The sequence below is a fragment of the Flavobacterium limnosediminis JC2902 genome (genome assembly GCF_000498535.1).
GTDB lineage: Bacteria > Bacteroidota > Bacteroidia > Flavobacteriales > Flavobacteriaceae > Flavobacterium > Flavobacterium limnosediminis.
This window is the reverse complement of record NZ_AVGG01000002.1, coordinates 1-17,191: the sequence shown is the minus strand read 5'-3', so window position 1 is coordinate 17,191 and position 17,191 is coordinate 1. Positions and strand designations below refer to the sequence as shown.

The window sequence follows — 17,191 nt, the reverse complement described above, 5'->3', positions numbered from 1 at the left end:
ATGATAGCTACACAACCTTTAAAAAGAGTAAAAGAACTGCAATCGTTAAGTCGTGAACACCATCACGGTTTACTATTGTGTTGGAAAATAAGAACCGGATTTGCGAAAAATGTATCACCGGTGCGAATGAAAAGATATACCGATTGGTTTTACATGAAATACCTGCTCCCTCATTTTGAACTGGAGGAAGAGTATGTTTTTCCTGTTTTGAAAAAAGATCATGAGCTGATCAGAAAAGCGTTGACCGATCACAGAAGGCTGAGACGACTTTTTAATCAGAGCATAAACATTGAGTTGAATTTAGGGTTAATCGAGGAAGAACTTGAAGCGCACATACGGTTTGAAGAACGGGTGTTGTTTCCGGAAATACAAAACAGTGCCACCTCCGAACAACTGGAAAAGATCAGTGAAATCCATAAAGAAGACCGTTTTGTTGAAAACGTGAAAGATATTTTCTGGGAATAAAAAGTCATCCCGGAAAGTCTGTATTTTTCGGATTATATCTTCAGAACAGTGTCAATAAAAAAAGCCTGAGTCACGCAATTGTAACTCAGGCTTTTTTACCAATTAACCTAACTAACCGTATTTATTTTGCTGTTGAGAATATTCTCGGATTGATAGTAATCATAACCCAGGCCCAGTTATTGTCGTAGCCTTTGTTGCCTGCTTTTAACACTTCCAGGGTGTCTGTCCCGAACATTTGGGAATAACCGCCTGCAATGGTTATGTCTTTCTGAAGGGTATAACTCGCTGTTAAATCGATTTCGGTACCCAGATAACAATCCATTTTTTGTGAAGTGTTCGTCGGATCTATTACATCGGCTGCTGTCATAAAGGCATGCGGCATTGCATTGAATTGCCATTTATTGCTCGTGTAAGTGAATTTGGCAAAAATATCCTGTAATCCGACCGTGTTTTTGTAATTGCCCACATAGAAATAATCCATGTAACCGTTGAAGGCATGATTGGTTCCGAAAATAGGGTTGAATGATTTTATTTTGCTGTCGGTATCATCCTGATCTTTTCCGGAAAGGAATTCATAACCCAGGCCGGCTTTAACTTTATCGGTGAAAGCATAGTTTGCCATCAATCCGCCATAGAAAGCACTAATCGAAGTGTTTTCGGTAACTAACTTTCCTTTTCCGGTTTGTCCGTACACGCCTAAATTACCGTCGAATTTATTTTTTTTGTAGGTCAGATAGGTTCCGAATGTCTGCATATTATCCACCTGCAGATTATTAGCAGGCACTTCCTGGTATTGGAAACCCACATTCAGAAAAAGTAAACTCATTCCGAGATTGTCAAAATTAGTGTGATACCAGGCATGTTGCATGTGTTTGTAGCTGGTAGTGTATAGTTCGCGGTACAGTTTTTCGGAATCCGAATTCAAAGCGAAACCCAAATCCAGCTGATGGTTTGGCTGTTTAAAGGAGATCAGCGCCGCATCGTGGCTTTGTCCCTGTTGTGCCCAGTCGATTTCACCCATGATTCTTTGGTTGTCGTATGAAAGGACCTGTCTGCCCAGTCTTGCGCTCCATTTGGCATTGATGTCGTATTGTGCCCAGGCTTCGAAAAGAGCGATTCCGTTTTTGTCGGCCGTTGTCGTGGTCGGCACATCTCCCCAGACTCTGATGTTCTGAAAGGTCAGTTTCGCTTTTAATTTTTCCTGTTTGAAGTTAAAGTTAAGTCGGGATCGTTGGGATACGAATGAGGTGGGCAGCGAACCGTCTTTCATCAGTTCTTTAAATCCGTTTCGGTATTCATATCGAGGTCTCAGTTGCAAATTTGCATCTAATTCCTGAGCAAAGGCTCCTGTGCCTATCATCAGAAACAATGATAAGCCTATTTTTTGTAGTGATTTCATATAAGTAAAGTTTATTTGTCTGAGGTCACAAATGGTATCGCCTTTTGTTTTTCGGTGTTTGCTTCACTGATTTAATATGTTTCATAGGTGTTCAGCGAATTTCATTTGTTTGCAACAAACTCATTGTTAGTGGCGATTTCATAGTAGGGTTAATTTAGCTTTTCAGCTTCTTCAGTAATTTTGTTTACGGTTTCGTCATAGCTTACTCCCAGGCCTTCCTGTTGGAATGCTAACTCACCATTAGCATTAAAAACGCTGATAATGTTGGAGTGGGAGAAGTCCATGGGCGAAATTTTCTTGTAGTTTACGGCTAATACAGCGGCGAATTCTCTGGTGTTTTCCTCGGAAGAGCGAAGGAACAGCCATTGATTGCCGTCCATTTTGTTTTCTATGGAGAATGCTTTGAGGCGTTTCGGTGTGTCCACAGTAGGATCGATACTAACCAGTACCAGTTGTACTTTGTCTTTCAGGTTTTCGGGGATTCGTTCTTCGATGTGGCGCATATCCGCGACTAATCTGGGACAAGCCGATTTGCACGAGGTATAAATCATCACCATAACCAGGACTTTTCCTTTTAAATCTTTCATCTCAATGTTTTTATCATTCTGAGTGGTCCACTGAGATGGAAGGTTGTAGATGGATAAATCTGAAATGGTTGTTGTGGTTGCGGATTTATTCTCGTTTTTCTTTTGGGAATTACAACTCTGTAATCCGATCAGGATTACAAATAATCCCATTACTATCGTTTTCATATATGTGAAATTGATTTATTAAAGGTCATATGGTATGCTTCGTCAATTCGCAAACTAGGGTCGCTTTTATTTATTGCTGCTTGCTTACGCAAACCTGTTGTTAATGGCGATTTCGTTTTTTTAAGTCTGAGTTTTTCTTCAGAAAAAGGCGTCTTACCCTAAGTGCGGTAATTATTTCGGCAGATCTTTGACACATCGGAAACCAAGGTTCCGTGTGGTGTAACTGGCCTTCAGGCTTCCTCTGAAAGCATAGCGCATAAAAGCAGCATAGTTCATTAAATCGGATGCATTAACAGACCCGCTTCCGCAGAATAGGTTTTTGTCGGAGTCCTTGTCTTTTCGTGATTCTCCGGAGAGCATAATGCTGTTGAAATCGGAAGTCCATTCCCATACCAGACCGTGCATGTCGTAAACGCCCCAATAGTTTCTGAATGTTTTTCCTATCGGATTGTTGTAGGTTTTTGATTTTTCATACCAGGAAAGGATGAATTTATTGTACTCTTCTTTTGTTCGGGCATCAATGCGTTTTTCATCCGCCATGGCTACGTATTCCCATTCATCCATTGTCGGTAGTCTTTTTCCCTGACATTCGCAGTATTTTTTTGCTGCAAACCATGAAATGTTGGTAGCCGGAGAGTTGGTTTTATCAACTCCGAAATCAAAGTCGCTTTTCCAGTGGGATAAATAACTTTTGTCGGCAAATAGCCTTTTAATTTTTGAACGGCTGTACTGTGGATTTTTTTTCAGAAAGTTTAAGAATTCTTCGTTAGTTACCGGATATACATCCATTTTGAATGTTCTGACTTCCACTGGTTTCTTATCGGAGGTCCCATAAAGGGGAACATAAGTCCCCCTTTTTATGGTAACCATACCTTTTTCCTGTGCAGTAAGAGATGTTGCCACAAACAAAACAGCATATAAAATCGAAACTAATTTATATTTGAGTATCATGGTCAACGTGTTTTTAATTATTTTTTACCTCTTTGCGCTTTTACCATTGCGGCAGTAACTTTCGTTCCGTTGTTACCCCAACTGCTGTAAACATAAGTTAATACGTCTGCTACCTGCTGGTCTGATAATGACTGTGGTGTCATCATCGCGTTGAATTTTTTACCGTTCACAGTGATGGGTCCGCTTAATCCGTTAAGGACTGTTTTGATAGCGCGGTTGGCATCCTTGTTTAAGTAGTCTGATTTTGCCAGAGGAGGGAAGGCGTTCGGTACTCCCTGTCCGTTTGCCTGATGGCAGGCGATACAGGTTTTTGCGTATACTTCTTTCCCTTTTGCGGGGTCATTAATGGCAATTTTGGTTACTTTTTCCGTTTTCACAGGAGTTGTAAAACTATATAGTCCTACAGTTAAAGCGATTGCTGCAACTCCTAAAATTATCTTTTTCATAATCAAAAGTATTTAAAAATTTATTGTTATTCGTGTATGTCTTTTGCTTTTGCAACCACTTTTCCTCTTTGGGCTTTTACCATCGGAGCGGTTACGTTTGTTTTGTTATTGCCCCAGCTGTCGTACACGTAGGTAAGAACATTGGCAATCTCTTCATCGGTAAGGTTTTGACTGGTCATTACGCTGTTGTATTTTTTACCGTTAACAGTGATTTCACCGCTCAAACCGTGCAATACCGCATCGATGGCTTTTTTCGGATTAGCATTCAGATAATCTGATTTTGCCAGTGGAGGGAAAGCGTTCGGGATTCCTTGTCCTTCTGACTGGTGGCAGGCAAAACAAGTTCTTCCGTAAATTTCCTTACCGGCTTTAACTTGTTCGGGAACGGTTTTCGCTACCGTTGATTTTGCAACACCTTTTTCTTTTGGCATGTTTTGGATGGTTCCGCCTTCCGGTAAATAGATTCCTTCCTGAACGGTTCCTGAGTAAATGGTTTTCTCTTGTTCCCCATCCACTTTAAGCATTCCTATTGCCCCTTTATTGAACGCTCTGAAGATAGAGTGGTCTACAAGTATAAACGTACCCGGTACATCCACTTTAAATTCTACAATGGCTGAACCGCCCGCAGGTACTAATGTTGTTTGTACATCTTTATTAATCAGGTTTCCACCTTCAATATGAACTTTGTCAAAGATTTCACCAATTACGTGGAATGATGATACTAAGTTCGGACCTCCATTACCCATGTAAATACGTACCGTTTCACCTTTTTTGGCCGTAATTGATTTATCACCTGTTAGCGAACCGACTTTCCCGTTGAATACTACATAATCAGGTTGTTCTTTAATGGCTTTTTCCATATCAAAAGGTTGTGTGCCCTGATCTCCATAAGCTCCTTTAGTATAGAAATCACCTTGCATGATGTAATATTCTTTATCCACCGGCGGTAGTCCTCCTTCAGGTTCCACAAGGATTAATCCGTACATTCCGTTGGCAATGTGCATTCCTACCGGAGCTGTTGCGCAATGGTAAACATAAAGTCCTGGATTTAAACATTTGAAGTTGAATACTTTTTCATGTCCGGGTGCCACTAATGATGAAGTAGCTCCTCCTCCGGGACCTGTTACCGCGTGTAAATCAATGTTGTGCGGTAATTTGTTGTCCGGGTGGTTTTTTAGGTGAAATTGAACTTCATCACCAATTCGGGTTCTGATGAAACTTCCCGGTACCGATCCTCCGAATGTCCAATAGGTATATTTTACTCCGTCGGCCATTTCGCCTTCCTGTTCTTTAATTTCCATGTTGACAATCAGTTTTGTTGCCGCACGGTTGCCAATAGGTTTTGGTACAAATGGAGGTGCAGTCAGTTCTGCTACCATTTCCCCTTCGACCTTAATTTTTGTAGGGTCACCTGAAGAGCTGTCTCCAAAAGAAAACAAGCCTACTGTGATTGCTGAAAGGGCAAGTACGCCGGCAGCAATTTTTAATTTAGTTTTCATGATTATGGGTTTTTTGTTTAACTTATTTTATAGTGTAAAAGTAGAAGACAAAAAGGTCTTTTATCATGATATTTATCATGTTTGAGAAAAATAAATCGGCCTGAAAAAAAATAAATTCGGAAGTCCATCCTTGTTAATAAAAAACAGCCATTGTAGGGGGAATAGCTATGAGAGATTGACCGAAAATTCAGAAGGGTATAATTTTTCAGGATTTTAAAGCTGCAATTTTTAAGTTATCTTTGAATTGAATTTTATTTTCCGAAGTACTGTTGTTTGGTGCAACATAAGGAAAGAACAACGACAGACTATGCTTTTAAAAGACTACCGAAATATATTTACTCAGGAATTGGCTTCTTTATATGACGAATATGAGACAGAGAGTTTTTTCTATATCATATTGGAAGATTTTCACCATATGAAAAGGGTGGATCTGGCTTTGAATCCCACATTCGAATTAAGTTCCGAATTGCTGCAGCAATGGGAAAACGTAGTGGCACAACTGAAGGAACATCGTCCGATACAGTATATTTTGGGTGAAACCGAATTTCACGGATTACCGTTCTATGTCAACGAAAACACGCTTATTCCCAGACCCGAAACCGAAGAGTTGGTTGATTGGATTATTAAAGAGTCGAAAGTCGAAAGTCGAAAGTCGAAAGTCAAAATCTTGGATATTGGAACCGGAACCGGCTGTATCGCCATATCCATAGCAAAAAATCTTCCCGAGGCGGAGGTTTTTGCCATGGATGTTTCCGAAAGTGCGTTGGCTGTAGCTAAAAAAAATGCAGCGCGGAATAACGTGGAAGTTACTTTCCTGCACCAAAGTGTTTTGGAAACGGAAGATTTGCATCAGACGTTTGATATCATTGTTTCGAATCCGCCGTATGTGAGAAATCTCGAAAAAAAAGAAATCAGAAAAAATGTATTGGATTTCGAACCGCATTTGGCATTATTCGTAGAAGATAATGATGCGTTGGTTTTTTACCGTAAAATTACCGAACTGGCCACGCAGAACTTATCCGAAAACGGTCAACTGTATTTCGAAATCAATCAGTACCTTGGAAAGGAAATGATCGAACTGCTCGAAAAGAACGGTTTTAAGAATGTCGAATTACGTAAGGATGTTTACGGAAATGACAGGATGATTTTGGGAGTTTTCAGTTGTAGTTTTTAGTCGCAGTCACAGTATTCGGCAAGCGAGGAAACTGCGACTGTGATTGTAAACTGCGACTTACTTATTCATATCGCAACGCCTCAACAGGATCCAGTTTAGACGCCTTAATCGCAGGATACAATCCGGAAACGATAGCAACGATAAAAGTCGTAATGAAAGCGGCCATAATCGCCATCCACGGAATAACAAAGTTGAATTCAATCGCCTTGGCAATTCCGAAACCGATTAATATTCCAAATATAATTCCCAGGATACCGCCCATCTGACCGATAACCAGTGTTTCGGTAAAAAACTGCCACGCAATCGTACTTCTTTTGGCGCCGAGTGATTTTCTAACGCCGATTTCGCGTGTCCTTTCGGTAACGGAAACCAACATGATGTTCATCAGTGCAATCGAAGAACCGAAAACTGTAATAATACCGATAACCCAGGCACTGATACGAAGCACTTCGGTGTTGGAAAGCAATCGCTGAATTAAATCGTCACTGCGCTCGACTCCGAAATTATTTTCCTGTACCGGACTCAGTTTTCTGATTTTACGCATGGCAATAGTCGCATTGTCGGATGCCAGGGGTAAAGTTTCTTTGCGACTTACCATTACATTAATATCGTAATTGATATTGGGCGCTGAAAATATCGAACGCGCAATCTGAATCGGAATCAAAACCCTTAAATCCTGATTGTTACCAAAGGTGGAACCTTTCTCTTTCAGCACGCCAATCACTTTAAACTTGGCGCCGCGAATCGAAATCGTTTTGTCAATCGGATTCATATCCTTAAAAAGTCCCTTCTCGAAATCGGAACCCAAAATACAAACGTAATTGTTGTTGGAAACGTCAAAACCCGTAAAGTTTCGGCCTTTTGTGGCTTCCAGTCCTTTGTTGGGAAGGAAATTTTCATCGACACCTACCACCGTAATTTCGGGATCGGTTTTTTGGGATTCGTGTTTCACTTCAGCATTCGAAGTCGCTGTAAAAGAAAGTGAAGTGGTGGTGAAGGGGAAACTGTATTTGTCCTGAAACGCCTTTGCCTGCGGATAACTGATAATCGGATTAATCTTCTGTTCGGCATTGTTACGGTTTACTCGTTCCGAAAAATCGTATTGGCTGATGGAAAATGTGTTGGCACCCATCGAAGCGAAATCCTTCATGATGGTGTTTTCCAATGCAGAAACTACCGTCAGAATTCCCACCAAAGCAGTTATCCCGATGGCAATAATCATCACCGTTAAAATTGTCCGCAGCAGCTGACTTTTAATCGCGCCCAACGCAATTTTTGTGTTTTCCTTAAAAAGACCAATTCCAATCATAGTAGCAATTTGTCATCAAAATAGGGAATTTGTTACAAGTTTCCCCAAACAGATTTACGAAATTCTTTAAAAAGTAAGATATTTGCAAAGTCTTTGGAGCGAAACGACAGTTTCTTATCTGGATACGAAGTTCCCGCTTTCCGCACTACAAGGTAGCTGCTGCAATCGGGGCTAAAAGAGAAACTATTGGAATTGTTTGTGTTCTGAGAGGTCTAAGAAGTCTAACCATCTAAGGAGTCTAAGAAAGTTTAACAATCTAAGAAAGTCTAATAATCTAACATTCTAAGAAGTCTAAAAAAAATGGCTCAAAAACCAAGCATACCCAAAGGAACCCGTGATTTTTCGCCTGCTGAAGTAGCGAAGCGTAATTATATCTTTTCAATCATCAAATCCAATTTCGAAAAATTCGGGTTTCAGCCCATTGAAACACCTACGTTCGAAAACTCCGAAACCTTAATGGGGAAATACGGTGAGGAAGGCGATCGTTTGATTTTCAAGATTCTGAATTCGGGAAATTATTTTTTCAATAAAAATAAGATCGAATTGCCCGAATCGATAGAAGTGCTTCAATCAAATTCTGCAGAAACCATTTCTGTTAACGAACTGGTAGAACTAAATAAGTTTACGGGTAAAATTTCTGAAAAAGCATTGCGTTACGATTTAACTGTTCCCTTTGCGCGTTACGTGGTACAACACCAGAACGAAATCGAATTCCCGTTCAAGCGTTACCAGATCCAGCCGGTTTGGAGAGCTGACCGACCGCAAAAAGGGCGTTTCAGAGAATTCTATCAGTGTGATGCCGATGTGGTGGGTTCTACCTCATTATGGCAAGAAGTCGAGTTGGTACAATTGTATGACAGCGTATTTTCAGCTCTTGAGTTGGAAGGTGTAACCATCAAAATCAACAACCGAAAAATCCTTTCCGGAATCGCTGAGGTGATTGGCGCTTCGGATAAACTGATTGACTTTACCGTAGCTTTGGATAAGCTGGATAAAATTGGTGAAGACGGCGTGAAAAAAGAAATGGTGGAAAAAGGGATTTCGGAAGCGGCACTGGAAAAAGTACAACCACTTTTCAATTTCACCGGAACCATTGCTGAAAAAATAGAAAAACTTTCCGCGCTGCTTTCTTCTTCTCCAGAAGGAATGAAAGGGGTGGAGGAACTGCAATTCATCTGCGACAATATTAAGGTTTTAGGTTTGGATAAATCCGAATTGGACCTGGACGTAACCTTAGCCCGTGGACTGAATTACTATACCGGAGCCATTTTTGAAGTCAGCGCACCAAAAGGCGTTGCGATGGGTTCCATCGGTGGTGGTGGTCGTTATGACGACTTAACCGGTATCTTCGGATTGAAAAATATGAGCGGTGTCGGAATCTCGTTCGGCTTGGACCGAATCTATCTGGTTCTGGAAGAGCTGAACCTGTTCCCCGAAACAGTAACTTCCACATCAAAAGCCTTGTTCTTAAACTTCGGTCAGGAAGAAGCGTTGTATTCAATGAAAACCATCTCGCAATTGCGAAAAGAAGGTATTAAAGTGGAAATGTATCCGGACAATGCCAAAATCGGGAAACAATTCCAACATGCTGACAAACGCGGAATCCCGTTCGCGGTTATAGTAGGCGGTGATGAAATTGCGAACAACCAATATGCATTAAAAGATTTAGCTTCGGGCGAGCAGAAGAAAGTGAGTCTGGAGGAATTGAAAGAACTTCTTAAATAATAGAAAAAGGCTGTCGGAAACGACAGCCTTTTTTTGTTGCAGAGTAGGTAATCGGAATGTTTTTTACTTGTAATTTTAAAAAAAATATTTTATTAATCGCAAGAAATGAAGTAAACGATAACCCACAGAGTAAAGTCGTCTTTATCTTTTTTAAAGTCGTATAACGAGAAAAAATGATCTTTAACAACTTAATTTGTGTTCTTTTCTTACATTTTGTAGCTTAGTAAGCTATCTGCTTTTCTGTTAGGGCTGTAGAAGCGTAAATGGCTTAAAAAAAAGACGAAATGTACTGTCACGGATTTATAATTCATAAGAAATTAAATCATACGAAATGAACTTTAAAAAACCAATCGAAGGTAACCAATCCGGCAGTTATTTAAGATTTGTTCCTGCAGCACTCACGACAGTTGGAGTATTCGTAGGTGCTTTTCAGTATAATAGTAATTATGATAAAGAAATACGGAAAAACACGTACAATACAACCTTTGATATTTACCAGGAATTTACCGAAAAATGTGCTGTATTGGCACATTATGAAAAGGATAGTGTAGCTACAAAATCATTTTACAGAGACTACAAGGATTTTGAAAAAATTTATTTCGGGAAGTTTTTGTTAGTCCAGGATTCTGCAGTGAGTAATGAGGCTCAAAAATATTATGATCTTGTCAATAATTTTAAACAGAAAGGTTCCCCCACTTCCAATTCGGATCTTGAAGACGGTCTCTTAAATTTAATTTCCGCTTCAAGAAATTCTTTAAATAAAATAATCGAAAAATGAAAAACCTAAATTTATTCTGCACCTTATTCTTCCTGATACTTACAAAAGTAGCTACGCTTCAGGCACAGGAAGCAAAATTGGTAATACTGAAGAACGGAACGCCAATACAGAAGGACGATATGTCGGTTAAAATATCAGACGTTATTACGGTACAGATTTCAAATGAAAATGCAGCTGTAAAATATAGAATCAGCAAGTTGAGTCTGGAAATCAGAACGGCCAAATCGCAGCAAATCAAGACCGTCCAAAACGCACCACGTTATCAGAAAAAAATTGAACTGAAAAACGACAAGTTTGAAGTCAGTCCTAAAATTAAAATTGATATTAAGAAATATGCCAGCAGTGATGTAACGCGATTCATTGTAAAATTAATTTCGGTTGAAGAAGAAAAAAACGGAATAAAAAAGGGCGTTGATTGGATCACCTATGGAAAAGAATATGAATTTTGGTATAAGTAACTGCTGCTGCCAGCGTTATTGGGCATATGGGGCTTTAGGTGAAAACTTAAAGCCCTTTTTGTATATTTGGTTTTGTGACAGGGTAAATAAAAGGAACAAAATGCCACAAAATCTAACCAGTGCGTTCCGACCATGTTAGATAAAATTACAATCACGACACTTTACGGACTGTCCGCTACACGACTTAGAAGTAAAGAGCAATAATAAAATACAAAATATGAACATTACCGACGCACACCATCAGCGTATTGCAAAAATGACCTTTGCCTCGGTTTATCCGATGTATATCGCAAAAGTGGAAAAGAAAGGCAGAACAAAAGAAGAATTACATCAGGTTATAGAATGGTTAACAGGATTCGATACCAACAAGCTGCAGGAACTGATAAACGAAAACGTGACTTTTGAAACCTTCTTCGAACGCGCTTCGCTAAACCCAAATGCTAGCCTTATAACAGGTGTAATCTGTGGGTATCGCATAGAGGAAATCGAGAATCCGTTAACAAAACAGGCTCGGTATTTGGATAAGTTGGTGGATGAATTGGCGAAGGGAAGGAAAATGGAGAAGATTCTTCGTAGCTCGTAGAAATTCAGTATTTATCTCTCCGATTTAAAAATCTCCTTAACCGCTTCCTCATAATGCTTGCTGTTACCGGCTTTCTTAATCTTTTTCAACGTTTTTTGCGGGTTGGAAAACGATTCCGAAAAGTACTCCCAAAAGCCCAGCATTTTCATTTTAATGGGGGTTGGCCCCTGTAAATAAGCATCGTAGTCACGGTAAATTGTGTCGTGGAATTCCTCAAAAATTTCAAACCGGTTTTTCGGGTATTCGGTTGTTCCGTTTTTAATCATGCTCGGTAAAAACGGATCGGCAATCAAACCTCTGCCTATCATAAAATGATCAATGGAAGGAAACCGTTCCTGAAGGGTTTTAAATTTAGCCACTGAAGTGATGTCGCCATTATAATACAATTTGTGTTTTGAAACATCAAGACATTTCTGAAACGAATCCAGATCAACGCCGCCTTTGTACAATTGTTTTCCGATGCGGGCATGAATGGCGATGTTTTTTATGGGGTATTTTTCCAAAATCGGAAACACATCCAAAATTTCGGAAGGGTTTTCATAACCCATGCGCATTTTCATCGAAACAATTATATCAGTTTCATTATGAACTCGCTCTAAAATATGATTGATGCGTTCGGTATTACTGATTAAACCGGACCCCATACCGCATTTGGCAACCATCGGATAGGGGCAACCTAAATTCCAGTTCAGTTCATTATAGCCTAATTGTTTTACATAGTTGGCCACAAATAAAAACTCTTCTGCATCATTGGTAATGATTTGCGGAATGACCTGCAACGTGCTGTTGTTTTCCGCAAGTATGTCGCGTTCGTAGGAACCTTTTACGACTAATTTTCCGTTCAGTTTGATGTAGGGTGAATAGAAAGTGTCAATCCCACCGAAATACTTATGAAAGGCGTTTCGGAAACGAAAATCGGTAAATCCCTGTAAAGGAGAAGAGAGTAAAGTGGTATTCGTCATTTGTAAGGATATTTAGAAATCGTTTTGGGTTTGTGTTTTCTTTTGTTTGAAAAGCCAGTCATACAAAGCATCTTCATGAAACAGTCGTTCTACGTTTCCATGATTGCCTCCCGGTATAATTGTGAAAGTGACATCGGCATCGGGATCACATTTCTTAATTGCATCCACCACTTTTTTCGATTCCGACATGCGGACAATATAATCCTTGTTCCCATGCTGAATCCATAACGGAAGGGTTGCCAGTTTACAGGCATCGTTTACATTCCCACCTCCGCAAATCGCTACGGCTGCGGTGATTTTATCAGCGTGTTTCCCCGCGAAGTGTAAGGTGCCGTAAGAACCTAAACTCATTCCGCATACGTAGACACGCGATGTATCGGTATTGTAATTTTTCTGAACATATTCTAAAACCTGCAGTACTTTATCAGGATTCCACGATCCGAAAGCCAATTGGGGAGCCACTACTATGGCTGGGATAGTTCTGCCTTTATCTATGGCGCGTAAAACTCCGTAGCGTCTTACCCGGTTGATGTCGGTTCCGGAAAGACTTTTACCGTGAAGGAAAATCAGAACCGGTTGTTTTTCGGTTTTTTCAGCTTCGGGTACCTGAATCCAAAAGGGATAATCAGTATCACCTACAATGGTTTTTAATTGCCCGAAAGTTGTATTTACGGATAATAGTATCAGAATGAATAAAAAACGAAATTTCATGGTTGTCATTTGATGGGCCGCAAAGGTACCTTTTTTGTTTCAAATGCTTTTTGAAAGGTTTGTTAAATAAGAAAGCCCCGGAAATCGAGGCTTTTGTTGTTATCGGATCACTAGTTGTTTGCTAAGCGAACCATTGGACGTTTTTAGTTTTACGATGTAGGTTCCGGTTCGAATGTGTTCTATCGGAATTTTAATGTTTCGCTGTTCTTCATCGGTTACATTCCATTTCGCAATTGATTGCCCTAAAATATTGTAGAGTTGGACAAGTTCTACATTGGCATCCAAGAGGTTGTTTTTGATGTTCAGGACATGATTATCATCGGCGAAAACCAAAATTCCGTTATTCAGAATCACATCTTCCGAGCTTAATGTTTCTCTGGTAAAACGTATCGAGAATCGGTTACTATGTTCTCCTATAGGCAAATTGGTTATGAACTCCTGATTTTTAATGTCATGGTAGCTTCCGGTTGTGTTGTCAAACAGATAGATTTCTGTTGAAGTCGGAATGTTTTCAAGTTCCTCAATTTTAATTTTGGTTGTGCCGACAGCCGAAACCTTGATTCCAAGCGGAATAATTTGTGTGTTATTAAAATCTGGTACTCCCTGAATCACAAATTTACTGTTACTGAACTCCCAATACATATCATCCGGATGCATATCTAACATCGGAGCGTCGTATCCGAGATCAAACTGGTTGGTGGTATTGTTGTCGGTGCCCACCAAAAGATGACGGCGTAATCCCGAAGAAGCCTCAAAACTTAATCTGATTTTTTGTCGGTTGTCAATGTCTGCATTCGCGGTATTGTTTTCGGATCTGAAGAATACTGAATTTGCAGGACTTTCTGTTTTAAAGGCACGTTGACTGTTTTTGAACATTACGGTTCCGCCAGCGATTGGGTTAGTCATTCCCGTTGCCCCAGCGATGTCTGTTCTGATGAAAAATCCTTGTCCTACGGGTACGTATCGTCTCGGGATTTTTGTGCCTGAAGACATATTATTGTTAATCATCGGGTCACTCGATATGGCTAAAACACCGCCTATTAAGTTATAGACCGCATATCCTCCGATATACTGTGCCAAATAATGTGTTTGCGCTCCGAAATGATCCCAAAAATATAAGGCACCGTTAAACACGTTGGAAGCTGCTCTACCGTTGTCCAGAATGTTGTCTTTTATGAACTCATCCGCATCTAAGGCAGACGAATAGGGATTTCCGACCAAATAAAGCTGGTTTGGAGCTATGGTCAGGTTGATATTTCCGTTGTTCGGTTTTCCGGTAAAAACATAGTTTTGGTAATTGGTAACCGGTTCTAAGCCTGTAACCCCCTTCATCGTAAATCCTTCACCAACCTTAACGCTTCCTGTGCTCTCGATAAGCTGCCAGGACCAGTAACTGGTGCTGACGGCGGTATATTTGTACAACCAGCGGTTACTTATTTTTATAGGACTTGTAAGTGGTCCGTCTGAAAAGGTATATCCCCAGCCAAAATTTATGGGGTCCCTATTGAAAGGGGTGATTGCCGCATTGGTTCCGTCTTTTAATACGCCGCCTATGGTATAGCTTAAATTGTCGGCGCTAACCGGTGATGACCAAAAATTGTAATGATAGCTGCTTTTTGTTCCCTGCTGGTCGCGCAAGAGGATGCCTGTTCCGCCAGCAGGATTTGGAGCCGTGCCGTTTTGAACTAATTGTGCTTCTCCGGTTAAGCGTAAATCTCCGCTTGTCAGAACCAGGTTGTTGGCAACGGTTAATTCAAAAGCATCGGCAACATTTATTCCTTTTGCTCCGTTTGTGCAATTCAACGTTAAATTGTAGAACCTTTCATTTAGTTTAATACCTGAATTGATTAGATGAACCTGATTGTTGGTTGCTCCGTTAAAGGTTACGGTTCCGGTTCCGGGAATGAAACTGCCGCTGTTTCTCCAATCTCTTTTTACATGTAAATTGGAATTGATAGCCATCGTGATGGAAGCATTCGTATTGATGATCACATCTCTGGCAGAAGCAATAAAGCTGTAGGCAGCTGCAAATGGACTTAAAGGGTCAATAACAGGCATCCTCGCTACTCCCGTTGGAATTTGGGCATCGATGGTAGCGGATGGCAGTCCGCCGGCCCAGTTCATACAATCAAACCAGTCTGTACTCATTAATCCTGTCCATAGTCCGGCTGTTCCGTTTAGAACAGTTACAGTGGCTGAGCCAGTCATATCTCCTGCTATTGCAGTACATTTGGAATCGTTTAATGCTGTGACAGTATATGTTTTATTAACAGTCATATTGGGTACAGTGAATGTGTAAGGGCTTGTTAGAATATTATTTACGGTAGTTGAGGTTGTACCATCAAAATAAGTCAGCCTCCACGGACTCGATCCTGTTAATGCAACACTGAAGGTTGCCGTAGCGCTAAGGCATACGGTCTGATTCTGACTGATTACCGATGTTGGTCTCGGATTCACAGTTACTGTAACATAAGCCGTTCCGTTTGTCCCAAAACTGTTACAACCATTAAGGTAGGAAGTTATAGCGTAGGTTGTTGTTACTGTGGGAGAAACCGTCATTGTACCGCTATTGCTTACAGTAACTCCTGTGATTGGGTCAACCCATTGAATACTTAGGTTCATTGGGGCATCCGGAATCTGAATATTATCTACAGCCCATGAACTGGCATTTGCACTTCCAGGGACGGTATCTATGCCATAATAATAAAAACGAATTCTTAGATTTCCTTGTCCTAAATAAGGATTTAAGTCGATGGTTACAGAATTGGCAGCAGTTGTAAAAGGGTCTGTAGGAGTGAGGGTTCCTGTGTATGTTTGTATAGTAGTGTATGTGCTTCCGCCATTGACTGAAATTTGGATTTCTCCTTTGGCACCGGTTAAAAATTTATAGGCATGGTTAAAGGTGAGAGTAGCGGTAGTTAAACCAAAGGTGTTGAAAATAGGAGTATACATATAGGAAGTCATTCCTTCTCCATGTGCTATGGCAAATTTTCCTGATGAGGTATAATTTACTCCCGAATACGTTCCGCCGTTTGTGGCGCTAAGTTTCCATGGTGTCGCTACGGTATTACTGCCTCCTGAACTTAAACAGTTGGTGCAACCATCAACTTCCCATCCTGTAGGGTTAGCATTGGCGAATGTTCCTCCTGTAGCTAAAGTGGCACTGGTTGCATATCCACTTTGTGAAGTCAATATGGAAGAATCTCCTACGCAAATTGTTGCAGGTGTCGCGACAACGGGAGATGGTTTGATATTCGGAATTACATTAATCATGGTCAATGTAGAATAGGTAATGCCGCAAGGACTGTTTTGAACAACAGCTCTGAATATAGTGGATTGTGTCACATTGTTGTAATTGTAAGTATTGCCGGTGTGAGCAATAGATGTCCAGGTTGAACCACCGGTTGTAGAAAATTCCCATCTTAAAATAGCGCCACGGTGTCCACTTAAATAAAGTGTTCCGTTGGCTACATGGCAAGTCGTGTTAGTGTTTACGACAGGTGTTGCCGCGGGCAGTGAATAAGTAACCGCACCACCAAGTGATAAAGGCTCAACAATTACAGAAGTTGTAATAGGAACTCCAGGACATCCATTGGCTATGGGTGTAATTGTGAAGGTAACTGTTTGTTGCGTTGTCGTTGTATTGGTTAAAATACCACTGATGTCTCCTGTTCCGCTTGACAAGATTCCGGTTACAGCCACAGTATTGTTTCGGGTCCAGTTATACGCTGTTAAAGCTACGCTGCCGGAGAAAGTCATTGTTGCTATTGTTGTTCCCGTACAGATAGTTTGTAATTGGTTTGTGGCTACTGCATTTGGTGTTGGATTAACTATGATGCTTCCGCTTATGGTAGCAGCCGGAGCACATCCCCCGGTAGTGGTCACGGTAAAGTTAAATGTGCCCGATGCTGTTGGTGTCCCACTGATGGTGTATACTCCCCCTGCAGCAAAATTTCCGGTAACACCGGCAGGCAATCCT

The 17,191-nt window shown here is 40.6% G+C and carries 14 protein-coding genes and 1 pseudogene; 6 read left to right on the top strand and 9 right to left on the bottom strand.

Features of this window, described 5'->3' with window-relative positions; all coding sequences use genetic code 11:
* Entirely contained in the window at nt 1-465 is a 465-nt protein-coding gene (locus tag FLJC2902T_RS02815; protein WP_023578272.1) for a hemerythrin domain-containing protein, read from the top strand.
* 121 nt (nt 466-586) lie between these two features.
* Here FLJC2902T_RS02815 and FLJC2902T_RS02810 read toward each other — a convergent pair whose 3' ends face one another.
* From FLJC2902T_RS02810 to nirK, 5 genes and pseudogenes are all read right to left on the bottom strand, one after another.
* Nucleotides 587-1,864 (bottom strand): alginate export family protein, encoded by a 1,278-nt coding sequence (locus FLJC2902T_RS02810; RefSeq protein WP_023578271.1) that lies wholly within the window; start codon nt 1,862-1,864, stop codon nt 587-589.
* 149 nt (nt 1,865-2,013) lie between these two features.
* Nucleotides 2,014-2,616 carry an SCO family protein gene (locus FLJC2902T_RS02805; protein WP_035676950.1) on the bottom strand — a complete coding sequence of 201 codons (603 nt, stop codon included), beginning with the start codon at nt 2,614-2,616 and terminating at the stop codon, nt 2,014-2,016.
* Nucleotides 2,617-2,787: 171 nt separating this feature from the next.
* Nucleotides 2,788-3,486 (bottom strand): formylglycine-generating enzyme family protein, encoded by a 699-nt coding sequence (locus tag FLJC2902T_RS02800; protein ID WP_245594743.1) that lies wholly within the window; start codon nt 3,484-3,486, stop codon nt 2,788-2,790.
* A gap of 98 nt (nt 3,487-3,584) precedes the next feature.
* Nucleotides 3,585-3,902 (bottom strand): annotated as a pseudogene (locus FLJC2902T_RS02795) (c-type cytochrome); the annotation flags it as partial.
* Nucleotides 3,903-4,039: 137 nt separating this feature from the next.
* The gene (gene nirK, locus FLJC2902T_RS02790; RefSeq protein ID WP_023578267.1) at nt 4,040-5,512 is read right to left on the bottom strand and encodes a copper-containing nitrite reductase; all 1,473 of its coding nucleotides are present in this window, start codon (nt 5,510-5,512) and stop codon (nt 4,040-4,042) included.
* Between the two features lie 307 nt (nt 5,513-5,819).
* On the opposite strand from nirK, the gene prmC reads away from it, so the two are divergent.
* On the top strand, nt 5,820-6,686 hold the full coding sequence (gene prmC, locus FLJC2902T_RS02785) for a peptide chain release factor N(5)-glutamine methyltransferase (protein ID WP_023578266.1): 867 nt from the start codon (nt 5,820-5,822) through the stop codon (nt 6,684-6,686).
* A gap of 61 nt (nt 6,687-6,747) precedes the next feature.
* Here the strand turns inward: prmC and FLJC2902T_RS02780 are convergent, their stop codons facing one another.
* Complete coding sequence (locus FLJC2902T_RS02780) at nt 6,748-7,995, bottom strand: ABC transporter permease (protein WP_023578265.1); 1,248 nt, start codon at nt 7,993-7,995, stop codon at nt 6,748-6,750.
* 300 nt (nt 7,996-8,295) lie between these two features.
* On the opposite strand from FLJC2902T_RS02780, the gene hisS reads away from it, so the two are divergent.
* The 4 genes from hisS to FLJC2902T_RS02760 all read left to right on the top strand — a co-directional run bounded on the left by hisS (nt 8,296) and on the right by FLJC2902T_RS02760 (nt 11,539).
* Entirely contained in the window at nt 8,296-9,720 is a 1,425-nt protein-coding gene (gene hisS / locus FLJC2902T_RS02775; RefSeq protein WP_023578264.1) for a histidine--tRNA ligase, read from the top strand.
* 331 nt (nt 9,721-10,051) lie between these two features.
* The gene (locus FLJC2902T_RS02770; protein WP_035676948.1) at nt 10,052-10,498 is read left to right on the top strand and encodes a hypothetical protein; all 447 of its coding nucleotides are present in this window, start codon (nt 10,052-10,054) and stop codon (nt 10,496-10,498) included.
* Nucleotides 10,495-10,956 carry a hypothetical protein gene (locus tag FLJC2902T_RS02765; RefSeq protein ID WP_023578263.1) on the top strand — a complete coding sequence of 154 codons (462 nt, stop codon included), beginning with the start codon at nt 10,495-10,497 and terminating at the stop codon, nt 10,954-10,956. The genes FLJC2902T_RS02770 and FLJC2902T_RS02765 overlap by 4 nt, the downstream gene beginning before the upstream one ends.
* Before the next feature lie 217 nt (nt 10,957-11,173).
* Nucleotides 11,174-11,539, top strand: a complete 366-nt coding sequence (locus FLJC2902T_RS02760) for a DUF2200 domain-containing protein (RefSeq protein WP_023578262.1) — start codon at nt 11,174-11,176, stop codon at nt 11,537-11,539.
* A gap of 11 nt (nt 11,540-11,550) precedes the next feature.
* Here FLJC2902T_RS02760 and FLJC2902T_RS02755 read toward each other — a convergent pair whose 3' ends face one another.
* From FLJC2902T_RS02755 to FLJC2902T_RS02745, 3 genes are all read right to left on the bottom strand, one after another.
* Nucleotides 11,551-12,501: a tRNA dihydrouridine synthase gene (locus FLJC2902T_RS02755; RefSeq protein ID WP_023578261.1), complete on the bottom strand. Its 951-nt coding sequence runs from the start codon at nt 12,499-12,501 to the stop codon at nt 11,551-11,553.
* A gap of 12 nt (nt 12,502-12,513) precedes the next feature.
* Nucleotides 12,514-13,212, bottom strand: a complete 699-nt coding sequence (locus FLJC2902T_RS02750; RefSeq protein WP_023578260.1) for a carboxylesterase family protein — start codon at nt 13,210-13,212, stop codon at nt 12,514-12,516.
* Between the two features lie 99 nt (nt 13,213-13,311).
* On the bottom strand, nt 13,312-17,191 hold a 3,880-nt coding region (locus tag FLJC2902T_RS02745; RefSeq protein WP_035676942.1), incomplete at its 5' end, for a PKD-like domain-containing protein.